This is a genomic window from Streptococcus sp. 263_SSPC (assembly GCF_001071995.1).
Taxonomy (GTDB): Bacteria; Bacillota; Bacilli; order Lactobacillales; family Aerococcaceae; genus Granulicatella.
The window spans coordinates 62591-84928 of the sequence record NZ_JVNU01000021.1 but is presented as its reverse complement, the minus strand read 5'-3'; the positions used below and the strand labels follow the sequence as shown (position 1 = coordinate 84928).

Annotated in this window: 20 protein-coding genes and 1 other annotated feature (1 of these 21 running past the window's edge); of the genes, 11 read left to right on the top strand and 9 right to left on the bottom strand. The window is 44.2% G+C overall.

Features of this window, described 5'->3' with window-relative positions; genetic code table 11:
- Positions 1-1070, bottom strand: a 1070-nt coding sequence (locus tag ADH02_RS02245) for a collagen binding domain-containing protein (RefSeq protein WP_048782245.1), incomplete at its 3' end; no start/stop codon positions are given.
- Positions 1071-1419: 349 nt separating this feature from the next.
- On the opposite strand from ADH02_RS02245, the gene ADH02_RS02240 reads away from it, so the two are divergent.
- The 3 genes from ADH02_RS02240 (at position 1420) to mscL (ending at position 4493) form a co-directional block, all read left to right on the top strand.
- Positions 1420-2886, top strand: a complete 1467-nt coding sequence (locus ADH02_RS02240; RefSeq protein WP_048782229.1) for an amidase — start codon at positions 1420-1422, stop codon at positions 2884-2886.
- Positions 2887-2897: 11 nt separating this feature from the next.
- Positions 2898-4019, top strand: coding sequence for an NAD(P)/FAD-dependent oxidoreductase (locus tag ADH02_RS02235; protein WP_048782227.1), 1122 nt, complete (start codon positions 2898-2900; stop codon positions 4017-4019).
- Positions 4020-4112: 93 nt separating this feature from the next.
- Positions 4113-4493: a large conductance mechanosensitive channel protein MscL gene (gene mscL, locus ADH02_RS02230; protein ID WP_048782226.1), complete on the top strand. Its 381-nt coding sequence runs from the start codon at positions 4113-4115 to the stop codon at positions 4491-4493.
- A 549-nt stretch (positions 4494-5042) separates the two neighbouring features.
- Here mscL and ADH02_RS02225 read toward each other — a convergent pair.
- Positions 5043-5393, bottom strand: coding sequence for a hypothetical protein (locus tag ADH02_RS02225; protein WP_048782224.1), 351 nt, complete (start codon positions 5391-5393; stop codon positions 5043-5045).
- A 165-nt stretch (positions 5394-5558) separates the two neighbouring features.
- Between ADH02_RS02225 and ADH02_RS02220 the strand changes: the two genes are divergently transcribed.
- Positions 5559-5972, top strand: a complete 414-nt coding sequence (locus ADH02_RS02220) for an EamA family transporter (RefSeq protein ID WP_048782223.1) — start codon at positions 5559-5561, stop codon at positions 5970-5972.
- A gap of 47 nt (positions 5973-6019) precedes the next feature.
- Here ADH02_RS02220 and ADH02_RS02215 read toward each other — a convergent pair whose 3' ends face one another.
- On the bottom strand, positions 6020-6352 hold the full coding sequence (locus tag ADH02_RS02215; protein ID WP_048782221.1) for a hypothetical protein: 333 nt from the start codon (positions 6350-6352) through the stop codon (positions 6020-6022).
- A 206-nt stretch (positions 6353-6558) separates the two neighbouring features.
- Here ADH02_RS02215 and ADH02_RS02210 point away from each other — a divergent pair, with 206 nt between their 5' ends.
- Positions 6559-7272: a YaaA family protein gene (locus ADH02_RS02210; RefSeq protein WP_048782219.1), complete on the top strand. Its 714-nt coding sequence runs from the start codon at positions 6559-6561 to the stop codon at positions 7270-7272.
- A gap of 40 nt (positions 7273-7312) precedes the next feature.
- On the opposite strand, the gene ADH02_RS02205 is transcribed toward ADH02_RS02210, so the two are convergent.
- From ADH02_RS02205 to ADH02_RS02195, 3 genes are all read right to left on the bottom strand, one after another.
- A complete protein-coding gene (locus ADH02_RS02205; protein ID WP_048782217.1) occupies positions 7313-8053 on the bottom strand; it encodes a MerR family transcriptional regulator in 741 nt (246 codons plus the stop codon).
- Between the two features lie 373 nt (positions 8054-8426).
- Positions 8427-8840, bottom strand: a complete 414-nt coding sequence (locus ADH02_RS02200) for a peptide deformylase (RefSeq protein WP_048782215.1) — start codon at positions 8838-8840, stop codon at positions 8427-8429.
- A 12-nt stretch (positions 8841-8852) separates the two neighbouring features.
- The gene (locus ADH02_RS02195; protein WP_048782213.1) at positions 8853-9398 is read right to left on the bottom strand and encodes a TetR/AcrR family transcriptional regulator; all 546 of its coding nucleotides are present in this window, start codon (positions 9396-9398) and stop codon (positions 8853-8855) included.
- A gap of 137 nt (positions 9399-9535) precedes the next feature.
- Between ADH02_RS02195 and ADH02_RS02190 the strand changes: the two genes are divergently transcribed.
- Positions 9536-10237: an ABC transporter ATP-binding protein gene (locus ADH02_RS02190; RefSeq protein WP_048782211.1), complete on the top strand. Its 702-nt coding sequence runs from the start codon at positions 9536-9538 to the stop codon at positions 10235-10237.
- A gap of 14 nt (positions 10238-10251) precedes the next feature.
- Positions 10252-13707 (top strand): FtsX-like permease family protein, encoded by a 3456-nt coding sequence (locus ADH02_RS02185; RefSeq protein WP_065427003.1) that lies wholly within the window; start codon positions 10252-10254, stop codon positions 13705-13707.
- Between the two features lie 734 nt (positions 13708-14441).
- Here the strand turns inward: ADH02_RS02185 and ADH02_RS02175 are convergent.
- Both ADH02_RS02175 and brnQ read right to left on the bottom strand, forming a co-directional pair.
- Positions 14442-15050 carry a class I SAM-dependent methyltransferase gene (locus ADH02_RS02175; protein ID WP_048782208.1) on the bottom strand — a complete coding sequence of 203 codons (609 nt, stop codon included), beginning with the start codon at positions 15048-15050 and terminating at the stop codon, positions 14442-14444.
- A 437-nt stretch (positions 15051-15487) separates the two neighbouring features.
- Positions 15488-16804, bottom strand: coding sequence for a branched-chain amino acid transport system II carrier protein (brnQ, locus tag ADH02_RS02170; RefSeq protein ID WP_048782241.1), 1317 nt, complete (start codon positions 16802-16804; stop codon positions 15488-15490).
- Between the two features lie 168 nt (positions 16805-16972).
- Here brnQ and ADH02_RS02165 point away from each other — a divergent pair, with 168 nt between their 5' ends.
- The 4 genes from ADH02_RS02165 (at position 16973) to ADH02_RS02150 (ending at position 21137) form a co-directional block, all read left to right on the top strand.
- Complete coding sequence (locus ADH02_RS02165; RefSeq protein ID WP_048782206.1) at positions 16973-17911, top strand: nucleoside hydrolase; 939 nt, start codon at positions 16973-16975, stop codon at positions 17909-17911.
- A gap of 125 nt (positions 17912-18036) precedes the next feature.
- Complete coding sequence (locus ADH02_RS02160) at positions 18037-18498, top strand: Dps family protein (RefSeq protein ID WP_048711242.1); 462 nt, start codon at positions 18037-18039, stop codon at positions 18496-18498.
- A gap of 635 nt (positions 18499-19133) precedes the next feature.
- Positions 19134-20192 (top strand): PTS transporter subunit IIC, encoded by a 1059-nt coding sequence (locus ADH02_RS02155; RefSeq protein ID WP_048782204.1) that lies wholly within the window; start codon positions 19134-19136, stop codon positions 20190-20192.
- A gap of 18 nt (positions 20193-20210) precedes the next feature.
- Positions 20211-21137, top strand: a complete 927-nt coding sequence (locus ADH02_RS02150) for a 2-dehydropantoate 2-reductase (RefSeq protein WP_048782202.1) — start codon at positions 20211-20213, stop codon at positions 21135-21137.
- A gap of 555 nt (positions 21138-21692) precedes the next feature.
- Here ADH02_RS02150 and ADH02_RS02145 read toward each other — a convergent pair.
- Positions 21693-22166 (bottom strand): S-ribosylhomocysteine lyase, encoded by a 474-nt coding sequence (locus ADH02_RS02145; RefSeq protein WP_048782200.1) that lies wholly within the window; start codon positions 22164-22166, stop codon positions 21693-21695.
- Between the two features lie 66 nt (positions 22167-22232).
- Positions 22233-22338: a binding site (T-box leader), on the bottom strand; it runs 116 nt beyond the window's last position.

Here is a 22338-nt window from a genome sequence, read left to right as displayed (position 1 = left end):
GTAGGAGCTTCTGTAGTAGTAGGAGCTTCTGTTGTCGTAGGAGCTTCTGTAGTTGTAGGAGCTTCCGTTGTTGTTGTTTGGTCTCCGTCAACACCACCGTTTGCATTGATGTTTGCCACGGATGCATTTACTTCTTTGGCCACAACCGCAGTTTCACCTTTGACTTGGTACCAAACTTTCGTGTTATTCTTGAATTCTTTTTGAGTATCATTTTCTACTTTTGTACGATAGAAAATAAGAACGCCAGTCTTATTGATTTGGTCTTTTGGAATCGTAATCGTGATTTTTCCAGAAGCATCCACTGTAAATGTTGATCCAGGGAAAGCGGCTTTGAAGTCTTCAATCGCCGTATCGCCACCATAGTAGCCAGGTTTCATTCCTGTTGTTGTAATGCTAAAGCTGTCTGTCACCAATTTGTGTCCGCCTTGCACTTCGTCTTCGACACGAACATCGCCGTCCACTTCTAAGTTCATCGCGTTAATCGTTAATGTCCAAAGAATGTGTTCAGGGTCGTCAGCGTGCATGTCCCCAGCTTTTAAGTAGAATGGAGCGTGGTTTTCGCCAGTCGCCATTTTCTTCACGTTCAAGTCGACAGATTTGTCTCCACTCACGATGGTGAATTTACCAACGTGTTCTTTGTCCGTTGCTGTGTTATTGTGACCTTCGATTTCGAATTCACCCCAACCGCGAACATTCTCAAGACCGGTGATGCCGTCGTTGAACGTTACTTTTGCAGAACCGTCTGTGATGACCATGTCTCCAACGTATTTCCCTTCAATCGTTAGTTTGATGGTTTTCTTAAATCCAGTCCCATGAAGAGTGCCCGAACTTGGCCAAGTCACTTCAAGAGTGTCCCCAGCTTTGATTTTTTGAGCGTGTTCGTCAAACGTAAATTTAACGGTCGTTTGTCCGCCGTCTGTAATTTCGCTTGAAGAGACCGTCAATGAACTGATGTTATTACTAACGTCTGCTGCGTTCACCACTGATTGAGGGGCCAGCATGAATAATAACATTGGGATGAACAATACGAAGAGTAACTTCGAGAGTCTTGCTTTGATGAAATCTTTCATTATTTTTCCTCCTAAAGGTATTAATTTGTGAAAAAAGTAACTAAAATCTCCAAAAAAATAGAGCAACCCTTACTAAAAGCCGTCTAGTTACTGTTCTCGGTATATTTTATATGTATCATTATATCACAAATATAAATTTTTACTACCAATTTTTATATATTTCTCAATAATTTTTTCATATTTTATTCAATTCCCAAAAATGCGATGAAAAACTCAGGAGTAAACGGCAACAAAGGTTGTTTTCCCGAATTTATTTCCAAAAAATTCTAGTGCTTTCTGTCGTACGCGATGAGGTCCCTGCTGCGTGAGCCTTTACCGACTTTCCGTTTCACTGTACAATAAGGAAGACATGAAGGGACGTGAAACTATGTGGAAAGACGCCATCGAGATGAGAGAGGCCGTCGCTAGTGGCGAGGTATCTCCAAAGGAATTAGTCCAAGAGACATTAGAGAAAATTGAACAACGAAATCCAAGCCTAAATGCGGTTGTGCACTTGCAGGCGGAGCGCGCGCTAGAAGAAGCTGAGTCGCGTTCGTTTGAAGGGCTGCCGTTTGGTGGGGTACCGTTTCTCTTGAAGGACCTCGGGCAAAATCAAGCAGGGGAACCGTCGAGCGCGGGAAGTAAGCTCTTGAAGGGAATTCCAGTGAGCCGCACGGATAACTTCGTGAAGCGTTTGGAAGCAGCTGGTTTTATCGTCGTGGGACGTACGAATACGCCGGAATTCGGCTTTAAGAATATGACAGAGCCGCAACTCTGGGGTCCTGCGAATAATCCGTATGACCTGAATCGCAATGCCGGTGGGTCTAGCGGTGGTGCGGCTGCTGCTGTGGCTGGTGGCATCGTTCCGATTGCGGGGGCGAGTGACGGTGGTGGATCGATTCGGATTCCGGCGAGCTTTACGGGTCTCATTGGGTTGAAGCCGAGTCGTGGTCGCATTCCGGTCGGTCCTGGTAGCTATCGTGGCTGGCAAGGCGCTTCGGTGAATTTTGCGATGACGAAGACGGTCCGTGATACCCGCGAGTTGTTGAAGTGGATGCAAGTCGAGCAAAAGGATAGTCCATTTTTAACACCGCTTATTAAAGACTGGGACACTCTTCCTAACCGTCCGCTTCGAGTAGGTATGATTGAGAAGTCTCCTATTGAAAGCTTTGTCGCTCCGGAAGCTAAGGCGGCGCTTCGTAAGGCCGTGAATTTCCTTGAGGGACTTGGCTGTGTGGTCGAACCGATTGGCTGGCCCGTTGACGGCGTAGAAGTGATGAAGAACTACTATGTGATGAATAGTGTGGAGACGGCGGCGATGTTCCAAGGCATGGAGGCAAGTTTTGGCCGTAAGTTCACGAAAGACGATATGGAACTCATGACGTGGGGGATTTACCAGTCTGGGGAACGTATTTTAGCAAAAGATTATAGCGCTGCGCTGTCGAAATGGGACACGTATGCGCATGCGATGGAAAAGGTGCATGAGCAGTACGATTTAATTTTAACGCCGAGTGTGAGCGACGTGGCTCCGCTTCATAGGCAATTCCCGATGGAAGAATCGGTGCGACAAGCGTTGGAGCTTATGGATGAACTAAGTGTGCCGGAACAACAAAGCGTGATTTGGCGCATGTTTGACCGAACACTTGCGCTGACACCGTTTACGCAATTATCCAATATTACAGGCGCACCCGCGATTAGTTTGCCGGTCTTTTTAACCGAAAAAGGACTTCCAATCGGCGTACAGTTAATGGCAGCGCGCGGGAAAGAGGCACTATTATTAACGGTGGCCAAGTGGTTTGAACGAGAAGGGCAATTTGAAACAAGAGACTTCAGCTAGGAGTGAAGAAGATGACGAAGAAAGTAGCAATCGTAGGGGCTGGGATTGTCGGGGCGACTGCGGCGTATCAGCTCAGCAAAAAAGGAATCGAAGTAACGGTATTTGACGCGGTCGTGGGCCAAGCAACAAAGGCGGCTGCTGGGATTATTTGCCCATGGTTGTCGCAACGCCGCAATAAAGACTGGTACCAACTCGTATCACACGGGGCTGCGTACTATCCGCAGTTAATGGATCAGCTGCGCGCAGACGGCGTCAGTGAATTGCCGTATGAACAAGTCGGGGCGTATATTTTTAAGCATACCGCAAAGCAAATGGCGAAGGTCGAAGAAATGGCCCTGGAGCGACGTGTGGATGCGCCGATGATTGGCGAGGTGCATGCTCTCACTCCAGAAGACGTGGCGCAAGTGATACCGGGCTGGTCGAATCCAGATGGTGCGCTATATTGTAGCGGTGGCGGTCGTGTGGACGGCGAGATGCTTGTGACGCTTCTATTAGAGCAGGCCAAAAAGAACGGGGCTCGTGTGGTTCGTGAAAAAGTAACGCTTGAAGCTGTTGGCGAAGAGGTTCGTGTGCGTCTTGGCGAAGAGGTGTACGCCTTCGATGCGGTGGTCCTTTCTAGTGGTGCGTGGGTGAAGGAACTCATCGAACCGCTTGGCTACTACGTGGATGTGCGTCCGCAAAAGGGTCAGTTGGTTGAACTAACCTTGGAGACGACCGAAGATACGTCGAAATGGCCAGTGTGCATGTTGCACGGTGAGATTGATATTCTCCCATTCTCGGATGGCAAAATTTTAGTCGGAGCGACTCATGAAAATACGCAAGGTTTCGATTTGGTTCCAGATGAAGAGCTCTTAGGCGGCATGTACGAAGAAGCGTGTGCGAGTCTTCCAAGTCTAAAAAATGCCAAACGTAGTGGCGTGCGCGTCGGAACGCGTGCGTATACTTCCGATTTTCTACCGTTCTTTGGTGAAGTACCAAACACGACAAATGCCTTTGTAGCAAGTGGTTTAGGCTCTTCAGGGCTCACAAGTGGGGTCTGGATTGGCGAATGTTTGGCCCGCATGGCAGCAGGGGAAGAAGTCGGATTTTCGGTAGAAAAATACACTCCGCAAAATTATGTACGAAAAGTGTAAATTTCTGAATGTTTTTAGTTGAGTTTTACTTTTAATTTTAGTATTCTATTGAAGGTAATTATTTAACCTAAAAAACAAAGGAGGAAAACATTTATGTTAAAAGAGTTTAAAGAGTTTTTAATGCGCGGGAATATCGTTGAATTAGCAGTAGCGGTTATCATCGGTGGAGCTTTCAAAGCAATCATTGATTCATTAGTTAAAGATATCATTTCACCAATCATCGCTATGGTAGCAAACACAGGAGATATCGCAGCAGTTTCATTCCGTTTAGGTTCTGCTCAAATCGGTATCGGTGCTTTCATCGCTGCTATTATCAACTTCGTAATCGTAGGTGCTGTATTGTTCTTAATCATTAAAGGTATGAACAAAGCTGCTGAATTAGCTAAGAAAGATCAAGTTGAAGAAGCTGCTCCAGCTGCACCAACTGCAGAAGATTACTTAAAAGAAATCCGCGACTTATTAGCAAACAAATAATCGTTGAGAAAAGCCGAGAACCCTCTCGGCTTTTTGTGTGCAAAAATTTTGTGTGTGCTTAGTTTACATTGAATAGATTTATGAAAAAGAGGATAAAGCGAAGCTTTATTTCTTTGGATAAGAAGAGATGAGTGCATTGGCGGATAAATGAGTTCAGAATCAGTTTTATTATTGAAAGAGTTATAGTGGGGCACCGGTGCAAGCCTTGGTCTTGCACCTTTAAAGCCTCAAAGGGGACGTACGGAATAAATTCCTACGTCCCCTAATTCGTTTTAATGCTTAGTCCCACTATTCTTTCAATAAACTGATTCTTTTCGTTTATCCTCCAAACTAGTTCTCGCAGAATCCAAAGAAATAAATTCGTTAATGGGTTATAAATCTATTCAATGTAAATTTACAAAAAACGAGAGGGTCTGGCTTTTGAACGATTAAAATTTGCTTCGTCACCAACCGGAACATCCGCGACACGGGGTGCTGAAACTTTGGGAACTGCTTAAAGGGTGCTAGAAATAGGAAAAGACTCGCAAGCGAGTCTTTGTTGGATTAGATTTAGTTTATTACAGCGGAGAGTCCGAGGGAGAAGCAGATGGTGCGAATGATAAATGCGACTGGGGCTACTTTGTTTATTTTTTTGTTAATCAAATAAATGCCAATATAGCATGGGATGCCTCCGAGAAGCCAGAGAAGGCCAGCGATTTGTTTGAGCCAAGGAAAGGTCTTGGAAGTATAAAATCCGTAATAAGCGACTGCTGCAAGGATTAAACCTCCAATAATGAGGCAAAGGCCGGCTTTCAGGTTTCTGAGGATAAAAATGGCTCTAAGCCCGCTCACTATATGATAGAAAGGAAAGAAGTAAACATTAAACCCCAAAAATAAGAACATAAAAAAGGTTATAACCATAATGATTTCTCCAAATTTGTAAAATAATGCGAAGGGGTAGTACACCTTCGTCTTTATTATAGTGGAAATGGTTGGATAAGACACGTTTGAATGAACTGCTGCTTGGAACGAGGAGGAAGTAGGGGTATACTAGAGGAAGAATTGATGAAAGAGGAGTCCTGGGTTATGTGGATTGTATTTGCGTTATTGTCAGCAGTGTTTGCGGCGTTGACGTCGATTTTGGCGAAGATTGGGATTGATGGGGTGAACTCGAATTTGGCGACGGCGGTGCGCACGGTTGTGGTCGTTGTGATGTCGTGGCTGATGGTATTTGTGACGAATAATCAGTCTGGGCTTTCTGAGATTAGTCGAAAAAGTTGGATCTTCTTGATTTTATCAGGGATTGCGACGGGGGCTTCGTGGCTGTGTTACTACAAGGCGCTTCAGATGGGGAGTGTAACGGAAGTGGCAGCGGTCGATAAGTTGAGTATCGTCTTCACGTTGATATTAGCCTTTTTCTTCTTACATGATACATTCACGGTGAAGTCCTTGATTGGTTGTGCACTGATTGCGACCGGGACAATTATAATGGTTTGGTAAATAGAAAATAGCGTACGGAATTTTCCGTACGCTATTTTTGATGTTGATTAAACAAGCGCCAATCCAAGCGTGAGAAGAACTGCGATGGTGATGCGGATAGCGTGATGTGATTTGTTGATGTTACCTTTTTCTTTTCCGTTCTTGTATGCTCCCACGCAGCAAAGTGTGGCCCCAAGGATCCATGTAAGGAATGGGATTCCAGGTAATACTGCTAGTAATGGGATTGTAGGAAGTGCGATAAGTCCGCCAGCAAAAACGAGGGTGTTTCCTGTTGTTTTGTCTCCTTTTAGAAGAGCGGCGCCACCTGCGAGTAGATGCAAGAGTGCGAATATGACGATAAAGAAGCTAAGAATAAAAAAGATGATGAATACATAGCCCATATGAGGACCTCCTTGTTTAAGCGATAATCATTAAAAATGTGATAACGAGTGCAACGAGGGCACGTACATTGTTTGGGTCTTGAATTTTATCTGGGCATAGAATTCTCCGTTAAGGTTGATAGTAATCAGTATAAAACGGGACTTGTATTTTGTCAAAATACGGCGGGTACGGTACACTAAGGGGGACAATGAAAAGGAGTGCCGAGATGAAATTAATACTATCGCCTGCAAAGGAAATGAATTGTGATGCATTGGAGGAACGTGACTGGGAAGTGAGCCCGGCTGCTGCAAAAGTGGTCGAAGCCGTGCGTGCGGTGCCTGAAGAGGACCTCTCTCATGTGCTAGGGGTCAAAGGGAAGTTACTCGACGAAAACAAAGCGTTCATCGAAGGGTGGAAGGTAGCAGAGTCTACGCCTGCCATTGAACTCTATAACGGTCTGGCGTTTCGCTGGTTGAAGCAAGTAGAGGGATGGAGAGAAGGCTTAGACTATGGAAGCGAGCATGTGTGCATCTTGTCTGCGTTATATGGGGCTGTGGCGCCGGATACTTTTGTGAAGCCGTACCGTTTGGATATGCTGAGACCATTGCGCGTGGACGGGAAGAGCTTGAAGGCTTACTGGAAATCGGAGTGGGCCGAGTTGTTCGAAGAAGGCGAAACGGTGGTCAACTGTGCCAGTGATGAGTTCAGCACGTTACTCGACCGCTCGCGTTACAACTGGGTGGACGTGGAATTTTACGAGCGTAAAGACGGAACGTTGAAACAACACTCTACGACGTCGAAAAAAGGGCGTGGGTTGCTAGTGGGTTTTGCCATGCGCGAACAAGTAGCGGACGTGAAGCAGCTGGAGGCTTTTAGCGAAGACGGATTTACGTTTGACGCGGAACTGTCAACGCCAGAAAAATTAGTATTTGTGAGATAAAAATAGAGGAGTAGGACAGCAGTCTTACTCCTCTTTTGTTTTATTTTCTCTCCTGTGCGACATAGGCTTGAATCGCGTCGCAAGCGTACTGGCCAACGCCTTTGCCGTATTTATCGAGGTTCGTTCTGAACTCTTCGTTTTGCGCGTAGCCGAATCCGATGCTTGAGAAGACATCGATTGAGCAGTCGAAGGCGTAAGTGCACATGTGGTGGTGCAGTTGTTTGGCTAAGTCCACGTTTTCGGCAGCTGTTGTAGGAAGGCCTTTTTCGATATTCTCTGCGAATGCGAAGAAGATTTTATTGAAGCCGTCCGCTACGATTTCTTCTTTGCCTTTTTGTTTTGCTTCGGCCTCGTTCATCACGCTTTCACCGTATTTTTCAGTCGCAGCTTGTTTATATTTCTCGTTATCCTTGAAGGTGAACCCTTTGAATTTTTCTTCGGTTGTCATCGTCATTTTCCTTTCCGTAGACGCAATCGTCTTTTCTAATGTGTCGATTAATGTTAGAAGACGGTCTTTTTCTTTCTGCATTAAATTCAACTGATGTTTTAAGTGTGGCAACAGATCATTCTCGTTCTGCGTCATCAGGGACTTAATTTCTTTCAGCGAAAATCCCAAATATTTATAGTAGAGAATTGTCTGCAATTGGGAAAGCTCCTCGTCACTGTAGTAGCGATATCCATTTTCCTGTTTCTTCGGGGAAAGCAATCCAATTTCGTCATAGTGATGTAAAGTGCGCACCGATACACCACTGATTTCACTCACTTGCTTGATTAAATACATAACCTCAACTCCTAACACTAGACAGTGTAACCTATTACGTTACGTCAGGGTCAACCCTTTTCTCTTTCTTTTTTTCTTTTTCTTATTATACGAAACGAAGAAGTGGACTACACCACCGTCGCAAGGAGCAGTCCCGCCTTCTCGGCACAAGCCAACATCCTCGTTCATTTAGAAGCGCACTAAAATACGATTACGGAAATCTTGCGGATTCATCGTAGCAGTAATGGGGGATAGCAACCAATGTGAATTACTGACTCTAGGGTGAAGCCCGTAGAGTCAGTTTGAAGCTTGGTAGAGCTTGAGACATAAGGCTCAAGCCGTTGCCCCATTACAGCTATGATGAAACAATCCGCAAGGATTGAAGTAATCGTATTTATATAAGAATCCCATCTAAATGGTCGATCTCATGTTGGATGATTTGCGCTGTGAAGTCGGTGAACGTTCCAGTATGCTTCTTGCCGCTCGGGTCGGTGTAGGCGACTTCAATCGTTTGGTAGCGCGTCGTCTTCTTCGTGCCCGTATGGCTCAGACATCCTTCTTCCGTTTCATATGGCCCCTGCTTTTTCGTAATACGCGGGTTCAGCATCACCAAATCCATCGGTCCAATCGCTACAATAATAATGTTTTTCTTCACGCCAATCATATTCGCCGCCATCCCTACACAGCGCTCTCGGTTCGCACGAAGCGTATCTTGCAGGTCGCGGACCACTTGCGCGTCTATTTTCGGATCGGCAGCCGTTGATTTTTGGCTTAGGAAGAGGGGGTCTTTCATAATAGTCTTTTGCATAAGTTTTCTCCTTTATACGGTCATTCTTAAAAAGATTTTTGCGATTTCTTCAGGGGTTTCCACGCCGCCTTTTTGAATCCAATGGAAGAAAATCGCGCTATTGCTATAGATGAATACTTCTTGCGCGTAATCGTCTGGCAGCGGATAGACCATCTCGATATTTTTCTTAATCGGTCCAATTTGGCGCGTTAATTCCAGCAGAAAGTCATGGACGAGTTTAGCCGTATAGTTGAAACGATTCAAGGTCATCGCGTGAACAAAGTCGAAGTCTTCTTTTAAATACTCGAAAATTTTCACGATACCAGGAAAGGTCTCTTGCTTACTTTTGGGCTGTCCTTCTTTTAATAGGATTAAGATGTTTTGTAAAATCTCGTCGATGAGCTTGTCCATCATATCGAATTTATCGACGTAATGGAGGTAGAAGGTTCCGCGGTTCACGCCGGCTTCTTTAGTGATGTCACTGACGCTAATGGCTTCAAAGTCTTTTTCCCTAAGTAATCGGGTGAGCGCGGCTTTTAAATCGCTTTTCGTTGTAGTTTTTCGTTTTTGGGTCGTCATTATTTACACTCTTTTCTTAAATCAACACATTGTTGAGTATTGTGTATTGTTTTTTCGCTAGTCCTATTATAAAGTAGATACGAGAAAGAATCAACACAGTGTTCATTTAACAGCGTTGAGAGAAATGAGGGATAGACATGGCTTATATCGAAATGAAGAATAGCTATAAACGTTATCAAGTCGGCGATACAGAGATTATCGCGAATAATGATGTGAATTTTGAAATTGAAAAAGGCGAGTTAGTCATTATTTTAGGGGCCAGCGGTGCAGGGAAATCGACGGTTCTCAATATTTTAGGAGGCATGGACACGAACGACGACGGGCATGTGTTTGTCGACGGCGTGGACATTTCCGCTTTTGATGAAAAACAACTTACTTACTATAGAAGAGACGATGTTGGTTTCGTCTTCCAATTTTATAATTTAGTACCAAACTTAACGGCAAAGGAAAATGTGGAACTTGCTGCTGAAATTGTAAAAGACGCTCAAGATGCAGAGGAAGCCTTGAAGGCAGTCGGACTTGGACACCGCATCAATAATTTTCCAGCGCAATTATCGGGTGGGGAACAACAACGCGTTTCCATCGCACGTGCGGTTGCGAAAAATCCAAAACTCTTGCTTTGCGATGAGCCAACAGGAGCGCTCGACTACCATACCGGAAAACAAGTGCTTCAAATTTTACAAGATATGTCGCGTAACCAAGGGGCAACAGTGATTATCGTAACGCATAATTCTGCGCTGGCGCCGATTGCTGACCGCGTGATTTATATGCATGACGCGCGCGTGAAGAAAATCGAATGTAACGCAAATCCACAAGATATTCAAACGCTTGAATATTAGAAGGGGTGCAGACAGTGAAAAAGAAGACATTAAACAAGGATATCCGCAACTCGCTTCGCCAGTCGAAGGGACGCTTCCTTTCTATTATGCTCCTCATGATGCTAGGGGCGTTCAGTTTGGTCGGATTGAAAGTGTCGGGGCCGGATATTGAAGATACTTTGAATAGCTATATGGAAACTGCCAACGCTGCTGATTTATTTGTGGTAGCGGGCTACGGTTTAAGCGGCGAAGACCAAGCCGAGATTCAAGAAGAGAACGCCGATGTGGAGTTTGGCTATTTTGTCGATACGGTTGTTGGTGATACGCCGAGTGCGATTCGTGTGTTTTCACAGACGAAGGATATTTCGACGTTCGAGTTGGTGAGTGGCGAGTTTCCTACGAAATCAGGTGAAGTGGCGCTTGCCCAAACGATGGCTGATCAGTACAAGATTGGTGACACGATTCGCTTGAATGAATCCGGAAGTTCTACTCTACTGAAAGAATATGAATTTACCATCACCGGTTTTGTGAACTCCAGCGAGATTCTGTCGAACACGATTAAGGGTGTGTCGAGTGCGGGGAGCGGTGACCTTAGCGGGTTTGCCGTAGTGCCAAAAGACGCGTTCGATTCTGAAGTTTATACGATTGCCAGACTTCGTTATCCGGATTTACGCAAATGGAAAACAACGAGCCGTGAGTACGCAGACAAGGTGACGGAGTTGCAACAGGCACTCGAAGAAAAGTTGGCTGACAATGGAGCGGCGCGCTTGGACACGTTGAAGACGACGGCCGACGATAAGATTTCAGAAGGAAAAGAAAAGATCGCCGATGCCAAATCGCAACTCTCGGATGCCGAGAAGAAATTAGCAGACGGCAAGAGCGAAATCGAAAAGAACGAAAAGACGCTCGCAGACGGACAAAAAGAAGTTCGCAACAACGAAGCAACGATTGCTTCAGGAGATGCAAAACTAGACGCGGCGTGGAATCAGTTGGAAGCAAGCCGTGGCCAACTCGAGAGTGCGCGTGTGCAAATCGAACAAGCGGTGGCGACTTTAGCCGAAAAGAAAGAGCAGTTAGAGGATGCCAGTGCCAAATTAACCCAAGCGGAGGAACAACTTGCTGCAAAGAAAGAGGAACTCGCAAGCGCTCAGAAGCAACTTGAAGCCGGTCAAACGCAATTAGCGCAGGCGAAAGCACAACTAGAAACGGGGAAGGCAGACCTAGAAACGAAGAAGACAGCCTTAGCGCAAAGGAAGGCACTACTAGCCAGTGATCCTGATGCGGCTGCGGCACAAGGAATTACCGAAGCAAGCCTTCAAGCGATGGAGACGGCTTTAACGCAGGCAGAAGCCCAGCTCACTCAAACAGAACAGGCACTGAATGCCAAAGAACAAGTGCTCACTCAAAAAGAACAAGAACTTGCGGTGGGTCAAACGGCGATTTCAAACGCTGAAGTGGAACTCGCATCGAAGAAGCAGGAGTTACGCACAGGGCAAGAAGCGTATCGACAAGGTTTAGCGAAGTATTACGCTAGCTACAGCCAGTACGTGGATGGCCTCGACCGATACCGCGAAGGAGTGGCGGCCTTTGAAGCTAACGCTGGAACGTTAGAAGAAGGGAAGGCCAAACTAGCCGAAGCCAAGCAAACATTGGCGGACGGTGAAGCCAAACTCGCGGATGCCAAAACGCAGCTAAAAGAAAGCGAAGAAACCTACAACGAGAAGAAAGAAACAGCCGATAAGGATATCCAGAAGGCTGAATCTGAACTCGAAAAGGCGGAAGTGGACGTTTCAAAACTCACGAAGCCGAAATACTCCGTCTACACACGTTCGACGATGCTTGGAAGCGAAGGGTTCTTCAATATGAAGACGACAGCTGAAGGAATTACGTCGGTGGGGAACCTCTTCCCGATTGTGCTTTATGCCGTGGCCGCACTTGTGACGGTAACGACGATGACGCGTTTTGTAAACGAAGAACGGATCAATGCTGGGGTGTTGAAGGCTCTGGGCTATGAAACCAAAGACGTGATGAAGAAATTTGCCGTGTATGGCTTTACAGCAGGGGTAAGTGGCACGGTCCTTGGAATCTTACTAGGAACGTACGCCTTGCCAAGTGCGTTGGGTGCGACCTTGATGAAGGATACGGTATTGCCAAGTATACAGTTGAATTTCCATCCACTCATTGCCGTGATTGCGATTGTTTGCTCGCTCATTTGTAGTGTGGTGCCTCCATTATGGATTGCCCGCCGCGAACTTCATGAGCAAGCTTCAGCCCTTCTCTTGCCGAAAGCTCCAGTGGCTGGTGCGAAGATTCTCCTTGAGCGCATTCCGTTCATCTGGAATCGTCTCAGCTTCACGCATAAGGTAACGGCTCGTAATATTTTCCGTTATAAACAACGCATGCTCATGACGATTTTCGGGGTGGCTGGGAGCGTGGCGCTTCTCTTTGCAGGGCGTGGAATTCTCGGGTCTCTCGATGGGATTGCCGATCGCCAGTTCAAGGAAATTATTACGTATGATGCGATTGTTTCCAAAGACACCGTGCTAACGGCCTCAGAAGAACAAGCGCTCCGTAACTATTTAACCTCTTCAAACGTGACTTCTTACAGCGACGTCTATACCGAGTCGGTAACGCGTGAAGTGCCAGGGGTGGACGATGAGCAGTCCGTGACGGTGCTCGTTGGCAAAGAAGCCAGCCTTTCTCCATATCTTCATTTGAATGATGCGAAATCGAAGAAAGCCGTGGCGCTTCCTGCAGAGGGCGTGTTGATTTCCGAGAAATTAGCCAAACTCTTAAACGTGAAAGCCGGCGACACCTTTACGCTTCCGAATAAGGATGGTGTGGATGTGACGTTGACGGTCGGGGGTGTCGTGGAAATGTACGCTGGGCACTTCGTCGTAATGACACCAGAAGTGTACGCCAAGGCTTATGGAGCAGTGCCACAAGACAACGCGATTTTCGTACAGTTTAAAGACAAAGACGCCGCTAGCGTACAAAAGGCGGCCGCGGACTTAATGGCCCTAGACGGTGTGAAAGCCGTCGTGCAAAACACGTCGATGGTGAGTCGAATCGATACCATTGTAGGTTCGTTGAGTCGTGTCATGATGATTTTAACAGCCGTATCGATTTTACTAGCGGTCGTTATCCTCTATAACTTAACCAACATCAACGTTGCTGAACGAATCCGCGAGCTTTCGACGATTAAGGTGCTTGGGTTCCTGAATAAAGAAGTGACGATGTATATTTACCGCGAAACGATTTTATTATCGGTTATCGGGATGGGTGTCGGGATTTTGTTTGGGCGAGTGCTGCATAGGGTGATTATTGAGACGGTGGCGCCGGGGTTTGTTATGTTCAATCCCGCTGTCGGATGGTTTGTATATGTGTTACCATGTGTGATTGTGATTGTCATCTTGGTTGCGCTAGGGTATATGGTGAACCATCTCCTCCAACGCATCGATATGCTAGAAGCCCTCAAGTCTGTGGACTAGGGAAAGCTTTGCTTTTGTGACGAACGTCAAAAATCCTTGCGGATATTTCAATCATAGTTGTTAGTCGGGCACCGGATTGAGCCTAGGTCTCAATCCTACCAAGCCTCAAAGAGCCACAGGGCAATGAATTGCCTTGTGGCTCTATTTCGCATTGGTTGCTTTTCCGTACAACTACTATGATTGATCCGCAAGTTTTTCCGTTCGTCACTGCAAAGCTTCCACAGACTTGAAGGCACAGCGTATGATAATTCCCACATCCCAATCAAGTTGACAGATACAAATCCTCCTTTTTTTAAGAGGAGAGCTGTAGATTTTTTTCTTTGCTTCTTTTTATGCCACAGACTTGGGGTTCTGCATTTGGAGCAGGGTTCGCATATACTGCAAGGCAACGATATACAAACCGTCCTTTTTAAAGAGAGGGGCGGCTGTGGATTCCGTTCGTCACCGCAAAGCTTCCACAGACTTGAAGGTGTTGCGTATGATAATTCCCATATCCCAATCAAGCTGACAGATTATCAAGCGTATAATCACCTCGAGTTTAGTATAATAAAAGAAGCCATCGATTGATGACTTTCTCAGTGGGCTCCCTATCAGTACCTATCTAGATGTTAGCTTTTCGTCACCCGCTACAGTTGACAGAGAGCCAGAATAGTTACTGTCTTATCTCTTTCTTTACTTAAAGCCTTGATAGACTTGACAAATGGAAGAAAATAACTCTATTAAATAACTATAAATTAATCAGCATCAACGCTGATAGCTTTATACACAATGTATAAAACCCAATTTTGATTCTGCCTCACTTCAATTTTTGCAAAGCCAACATTTTTTAAAATATTATCCAACGCATGAGTTGCAGTATATTCTGGCATATGATAATTTATTTTTTCTTTTTCGCAAGCAATAATTAAAGTGGAGTGGCTAGACATGACCCGATAGATCTCCAGAAAGCCTTTTTTTAAATCATCCCAGAAAATATGTGTTTGAATGGCAAATACAAGGTCAAAGTAGTCATTTTGATAAGGTAGCGCGTCTACATTTCCAATCCTAAGATGAACATCACCATTTTGTATAGCATCTGAATTAATTCGTTTTGCAACTTGATAAGATTCCTTAGAAATGTCAATGCCATGAATTTCAAGATGCTTATTCAAAGCAAGGAGATTTTTGATGGTGCTGCCACCTCCATAGCCGATTTCTAAAACTCGACTATTATCTATAATTGTAGTTTGTTTTATTGTCCAAAGGCTAAGCTTTTTAAAATAGGAAGTCCAAATTTTCGCAATCACCTGGCCTACAATACCACTAGGTTTTTTAGATTGATTAATAAGATATTGAATGAACATTTTAGATACCTCTCCTTTAGGGGGATTTTTGAAAGAATATTAGATAAAATTCAAAATATGTAGATAGTAGTTCTTGTATAGTTGCTAAAATCATGGTCACAAATATATCATTTAACATTTCTTTAGGTAATGTTAAATGATATGATTTTAATTCTTCTGGGTTATTAAAATGCTTTTTATAAATTGTTTATCTTGCGATACATGCCTCAGTTGCAATCTCAGGAAACGAAAAAAGCGATTGATTTGGAAATTTAAAAGCCAGTCTCAAAAATGCGTTAATAATATTTTTCCTAGTTCCTTTAGTCATTTAATAATCTTCATAGAAACTATTATAAACTTTTTTTATGAAAAAATACTACAGTTTGTAGTGGGAGCATTATTTTTTTTGAAAATTCTATACAAATAGTAAAAAAACGGAGCTGAGAGGCTCCGTTTTTTTATTCGAATTCAAGTTGTTTTGGTTTTAGGATGGCGGCTAGAATTGTAAAGGTAAGGGCGCCTGCAAAGGTTGGGACAATCCACTCTAGGCCATATGTGGCTAGTGGGAAGGTGCCAATTAATTTGACTGCGTCTCCTAGTAGTTTTCCACCTAAAAGTTGTGAGAGGGTGTTGATTCCTTGTACGAGGCCGACGATTCCGGCTCCAACTACTGCTCCAAGATACGTCCAATCGTATGGGATGTATTGGTCGAAGGCAGAGAAGAGAATGAGTGCAATCATAATCGGGAAGATAAATGTCAACACTGGAACAGCTAAGTTGATGAGTGAATCCACCCCGACAAGTGAGATGATGAATTCCACTGCTACAGTGACAAGAATCGTTTTCTTGTAGGAGATTTTTCCTTTAGACACTTCTTCGAAATACTGACCGCAAGTGGTTGTCAGTCCAATCGCAGTTGTGAGGCAGGCGAAGCAGACGGCCAGTCCCATCGCGAGTTGTCCCCATGACCCGAGTAAGTTCTTCACGATGGTTGTCAGCATTGCGGCACGTTGCGCAGTTGTGTCGATGACTGTGCTCATGCTGGCTCCGCTGTATGCCAGTGTCGAGTACACTAATGCGAGTAAGATGAACGCCACAATTCCAACGCCGAACATCATTCTGAATTGGTCTTTTTTATTTAAATACCCACGGCGCGTAATATCTTTCATCACGACTCCGGCTAAGAGGGGCGCTCCGAGCACGTCCATGGTTTGATAGCCTTCTTTAAATCCTTGTGCGAAGAGTCCAGTTCTATCTGTTGCAGCAAAGCTTGCATTTGGTTGAAGAACAGCTCCAACAAAAATCAAGAAGAGGATGAGTAGAAGAATCGGTGTTAAGTATTTTCCGATAGCATCCATTACGGAGTTTTCCTTATACGTGATCCAGAGGACAATCCCGAAGAATACGAGCGAAGTGATCCATTGTGGTGCGCTTGGGAAATACGATTGTACGAAGATTTCGTGCGTGGATGCTCCGGTACGTGGAACGGCGAAAATCGGTCCGATTAAAAGAACGCAGATGGCATTCAAGACAGCTGCAAAGACAGGGTGAATGCGTCGTCCGACCGCGAGTGCGCTACCGCCGAGAGTGGCAACGACCATGACGGCAATAACCGATAACAGTGGGTCGCTAATGAGGAAGGCAAGGGTCGCTATTCCCCAGTTTTCTCCAGCTGTTACGCCAAGGTAAGGTGGGAAGATTAAGTTTCCGGCACCGAAGAAGATGGCGAACAGGGCAAATCCTATAATAATCGTATCTAATAATTTCTTTTTCATTGAGTCACAGCCTAACATTAAAAAATGATTAGAAACAGTGTACCATAAACTTCTCTTGAATGCACTAAAAATTAAAACCAAACATTATATTAAATAGTTTATTTATCGTTCGTTTTTAGGTATAATGAACAGTGCAAGAAAACCATTTTAAAGGAGAGTAACTCATAAATGCGTAAAGTTTATTTAAACCACGATGGTGGCGTGGATGATTTAGTATCATTATATTTACTATTAAAAATGGAAGACGTGGAATTAGTAGGGGTCGGCGTTATCGAAGCAGACTGCTATTTATTACCAGCGGTGGAAGCCAGCAAGAAGATTATTCATAAGTTCGGTTCTGAAAAGGACAAACAATTGAAAGTCGCTTCTTCAGACTCACGCCCTGTGAACCCATTCCCGAAAGAGTGGAGAATGCATGCCTTCACAGTGGACGCACTTCCAATCTTAAACGAACATAAACCAATTACGGTGCAAGATTCACCATTAAAAGCGCACGAAGATTTAATCCGTGCCTTAAAAGAATCTAACGAGAAAGTGGACCTTGTATTCGTAGGACCATTAACAGACTTAGCACGTGCGTTAGACCAAGACCCAACCATCGAAGAAAACATCGGTAAACTGTACTGGATGGGTGGAACTTTCCTTGATATGGGGAACGTGGAAGACCCTGAACACGACGGCACTGCAGAGTGGAACGTGTACTGGGATCCGTTTGCGGCAAAACGCGTTTGGGAATCAGGCATCCAAATCGAACTTGTGGCGCTTGAAAGTACAAACATGGTGCCATTGTCTCTAGATGTTCGCGACCGCTGGGCAAAAGAACGTGCCATCGAAGGCGTTGACTTCCTAGGTCAATGTTACGCCATCGTTCCACCGCTCACTCACTACGTAACGAATTCAACGTATTTCTTATGGGACGTATTAACAACGGCTTCATTCGGAAAAGAAGACCTTGTCAAACGTTCTGTTGTGAACAGCGACGTAATTGTGGCCGGTGCTAGCCGTGGCCGTACCGTCAAAGCCGAAAAGGGCCGTCCAGTCGACCTTGTCTACCACGTCGACCGCGATGCCTTCTTCGACTACATCACTGATTTAGCGAAAAAATAATGATGAAAGTGCAGGGAAAATTTCCTGTACTTTTTCATGTATTTCTATTGACAACGTTCCAAAACGGGAGTATACTATATTCATAGTTTAGAATAATTCTAAATTAGAAACAGGAGGTAATAAATATGTCAAAAGAACAAACAAAACAAGTATTAAATCAATTAGTGGCTGATTTAAGCCAACAATCAGTAATCGTACACCAAGCTCACTGGTACATGCGCGGTGCAACATTCATAACAATGCATCCATTAATGGATCAACACATGGAATTATTAGACGCTCAATTAGATGAAGTTTCAGAACGTTTAATCACATTAGGTGGAGCTCCTTATTCAACATTACGTGAATTTGCCGACAACACTAAGATTGCCGATGCTAAAGGAAACTACAGCGACAGCATGGAAGACCGCATCCGTCATTTATTAGTAGGGTACCGTTACTTAATCGACCTTTACCAAAAAGGTATCGACGTAACAGGTGAAGAAGGCGACGATGTAACACAAGATATCTTCATTGGTGCAAAAGGCGCATTAGAAAAATTAGTTTGGATGCTTACAGCAACAATCAACGAAGCACCAGGATTATAATTCTAAAAACTCCATGGCTGGACAATTTGTCCGGCCTTTTTCTTTTGTCCAAATTCTGAAAATTATCATATATGATAATTACCATATATGATAAATTCACCCACGTAATGTTCCGAAATGTAACCCCGCCAAATCATTAAGCCGTTAGAAAGCACACTTTCCCTTGGAATTCTTCCCATCATAACGAAGCATTTATAAGATTGGCTTTAGTATCCTTCGTAGCACAGTGATATTTTCAGAAGAACCAAGATAAAAGACCGTAGGCGTTCTGCAAATATAAATTCACTAAACAGAGATTACGAAGAATCTTACGGATTCTATAATCGCAGTGGTGGGGAATCGTATCAAATGCGAACTAAAGGGAGTTAGGAATTTATTCCTTACTCCCTTTTTGAGGCTTTGAAGGTGAGAGACCTAAGGCTCGAACCGGTACCCCACTACAGCGATTATGGAAACATCCGTAATGATTCGTAGTAATCAGTTTGTGTCTGAGGAGTTAAATTGACTTTTATAATCATTTACAATAAGCCTACGGCTTTTATCTTTTAATTTCTTTGCTTTTTAGCTAAAAATATCACAATAAAAGCGAGGTGGTATGGTATAATAAAGCCAATCTTATGAAAGGTGGAAGGTTTATGGAACAAAAGAAATACAGCGGGAAAGAGTTCACGATGAACGTCCTTAACGCACTTGCATTAGGCGTGGTCGTTACACTTATCCCAGGAGCATTACTTGGTGAATTAGTGAAGGCGTTATTACCAGTATTCCCACAAGGCCAATTAATCATCCAAGCAACCCAAGTGGCCAATACATTAATGGGGGCAATCATCGGATTGATGGTCGGCCAATTCTTCAAATTCACTCCAATTCAAACAGGAGCACTTGCACTAGCCGTTTTATTTGCCGGCGGTGTAGCAACTTTCAATCCTGACGTGAAAGGAATTATCTTTAGCGGTACAGGGGACATCATTACGATGGGGCTTACTGCAGCGTTAGGGGCAGCAGTCATTTTATGGTTTGGCAATAAAGCTAAAGCATACTCTATTATCGTGATTCCAACGGTGTTATTAGTCGTTGTTGGTGGTGCGGGACGTCTTGCTTTACCGTACATCAAAACTTTAACAACATTATTAGGACAAGGAATCGGAACGTTATTATCATTACAACCAGTTATTATGTGTTTATTATTAGCCGTTATTTTCTGTATGTTAATCGTTTCTCCGTTTACAACAGTAGGGATTGCCGTGGCGATTAGTCTTAGCGGTGTAGGTTCAGGGGCAGCAAACCTTGGAATCTGTGCAGCTGGTTTCGGTCTTGCGATTGCGGGATGGAAAGTGAATCCAAAAGGAACTGCGATTGCGCATTTCATCGGTTCACCAAAAATGTCAATGGCGAATGTGTTGGCAAAACCAAAAATCTTATTACCAATGATGTGTACATCTGCCGTACTTGGTGTGTTAGCCGCTTTATTGAACATCCAAGGGACACCTCAAAGTGCAGGGTTCGGTTTCAGCGGATTAGTAGGACCAATCAATGCGTTGAACTTAGCTGAGGGCGGATGGAGTGTGATGAATATCGTTATTGTGACGCTTATTTTCGTCGTTGCGCCAATTGCGTTGAACATCGTATTCGTTCATTTATTCGAAAAAGTGTTAAAATGGATTCAGCCAGAAGATTACAAATTAACCGTTTAATAGAAAAGGGGAGTTAAAATGAAAATCGCAATTGCGGGTGCAGGAGCAATGGGGTGCCGTTTTGGGTACATGTTAACAAAAGCAGGGCAAGAGGTGACGCTGATTGATGAATGGCCAGCGCACATCGAAGCTATCCAAAAAAATGGATTGAAAGTCGTTGATGGAGACAATACGGATACCATCGACATCAAGATTATTCGTCCAGAAGAAGCAACGGAAGAAGTAGATGTGGTCATCGCATTTACAAAATCAATGAAACTAGGCGAAATGCTTGAAAAGATTAAAGCGATTATCCACGAAGATACAAAAGTGCTTTGTCTTTTAAATGGTCTTGGACACGAAGACACAATGGCGAAATACGTTCCTCGTAAAAATATTATTATGGGGGTAACGATTTGGACTGCGGGTCTAATCGAACCAGGGGTAGCGCGCCTAGGCGGTACTGGTACGGTAGAAATGCAAGCGGCGGACCCAAGTGGTGTAGCGATTGCTAAAGAATTAGTAGAAGTGATGGACAAAGCGGGCTTGAACGCAAGCTATAGCGAAGACGTTCATTTCTCAACATGGCGTAAAGCGTGCGTGAACGGTACGATGAACGCAACATGTGCGATCTTAGATGCAAACATCGGGGAAGTATTCGATACTTCAACGGCTGAAGCCATCGTAACGCAAATCATCAGTGAATTCGTTGCCGTTGCGGAAAAAGAAGGCGTGCATCTTGATCCAGCTGCAATGAAAGATTATGTGTATACAGCTTCTAATAAAGTTCGCGGGCACTATCCTTCAATGCACCAAGACTTAATTCAAAACCACCGCTTTACTGAAGTGGACTTCTTGAACGGCTTTGTGGCTAGAAAAGGGAAGGAATATGGTATTCCAACACCTTACTGTCAATTGATTACAGAGCTTATCCACGCGAAAGAGGATATTTTGAAAGTTAAATAGTATAGCGATATAAAAGAACAACTCAAAGAATCAGTTTGAACTTGAAAGAGTCATAGTGGGGCACCGGCGAAGGTTATAGTCTCTCGCCCTCGGAGCCTTAGCATTCTTTCAATCAACTGGTTCTTTTTTGTATCAACTAACAGTAAGAAAACTTTAATACTGCGACAACACACAAAAAGGAGCGAGGCGAGTATGCCTGCGCTCCTTTTTACGTTTAGCGTTTGCGGTAAATCTAGGGAGATTTATAGGAAATGTTCAACGATAATACGCACTGCTTCGAATGCGTTTTGAGATGCTTTTTTCGCTTGTTCAGACTCAGCGATGTGTCTCCAGATGTCTGCGTCAGAGCCGACAGAAGCGATTTTGACCGTTTTAAGTCCTGAGTCAGAAGCTTGAGAACTTTGTGAGCTTTGTGAACTTGAAGCGTTGTTGCCGCAAGCGCCTAGGACGAATACAGCAGAAAGGGCGATAAGTGATTTAACGATAGTTTTTAATTTTATATAGGGGGTTCCTCCAGTCTAGGCGTCTAATGTTTCTTACTGAAATAGCTTGTCGTTAAATGACTTTACGCTCGAATGGGTCGATGCTGATGCCTTGTTCTAAGACTTGTTTGGCATATTCTTTCGCACCGAATAATGAGTGATCGCGGTAGTTTCCGCATTGTACGGCAGAGACGCCTTGAATATCTTCGAATTGAATCTTTTCGACGATTTCTTCAAGCGTTGATTTCAATGCGCGTGCGATATCTTCAGGAGAACGTTCTTCCCAAAGGATTAAATGGAAACCAGTACGGCATCCAAATGGAGAGATATCGATGATGCCTTCTAAGCGGTCACGTAAGAGGTCCGCTAGTAGGTGTTCGAATGTATGAACGACACCTGTTGGCATTTCTTGTTTGTTTGGTTGTAAGAAGCGGATGTCAAAGTTTGAGATGACGTCTCCTTTCTTACCATGTTCGTTTGCGATCAAGCGAACGTAAGGTGCAATCACCTTGTTATGGTCTAGTGTAAAGCTTTCTACTTCAGCCATGTTCATTTCCTCCTAAGGTTGTTTTCATGAAACGAAAATAAAAAAGCCCGTACTTCTAGCGCTTGCTAAAAGGACGAGTTGCAGTCGTGGTACCACCTTTGTTCGTCTTCGGGGGAGAAGACCTTTTCCGCATAGACGGATGGTTGATAACGGGGATACCCGGATTGTCTTA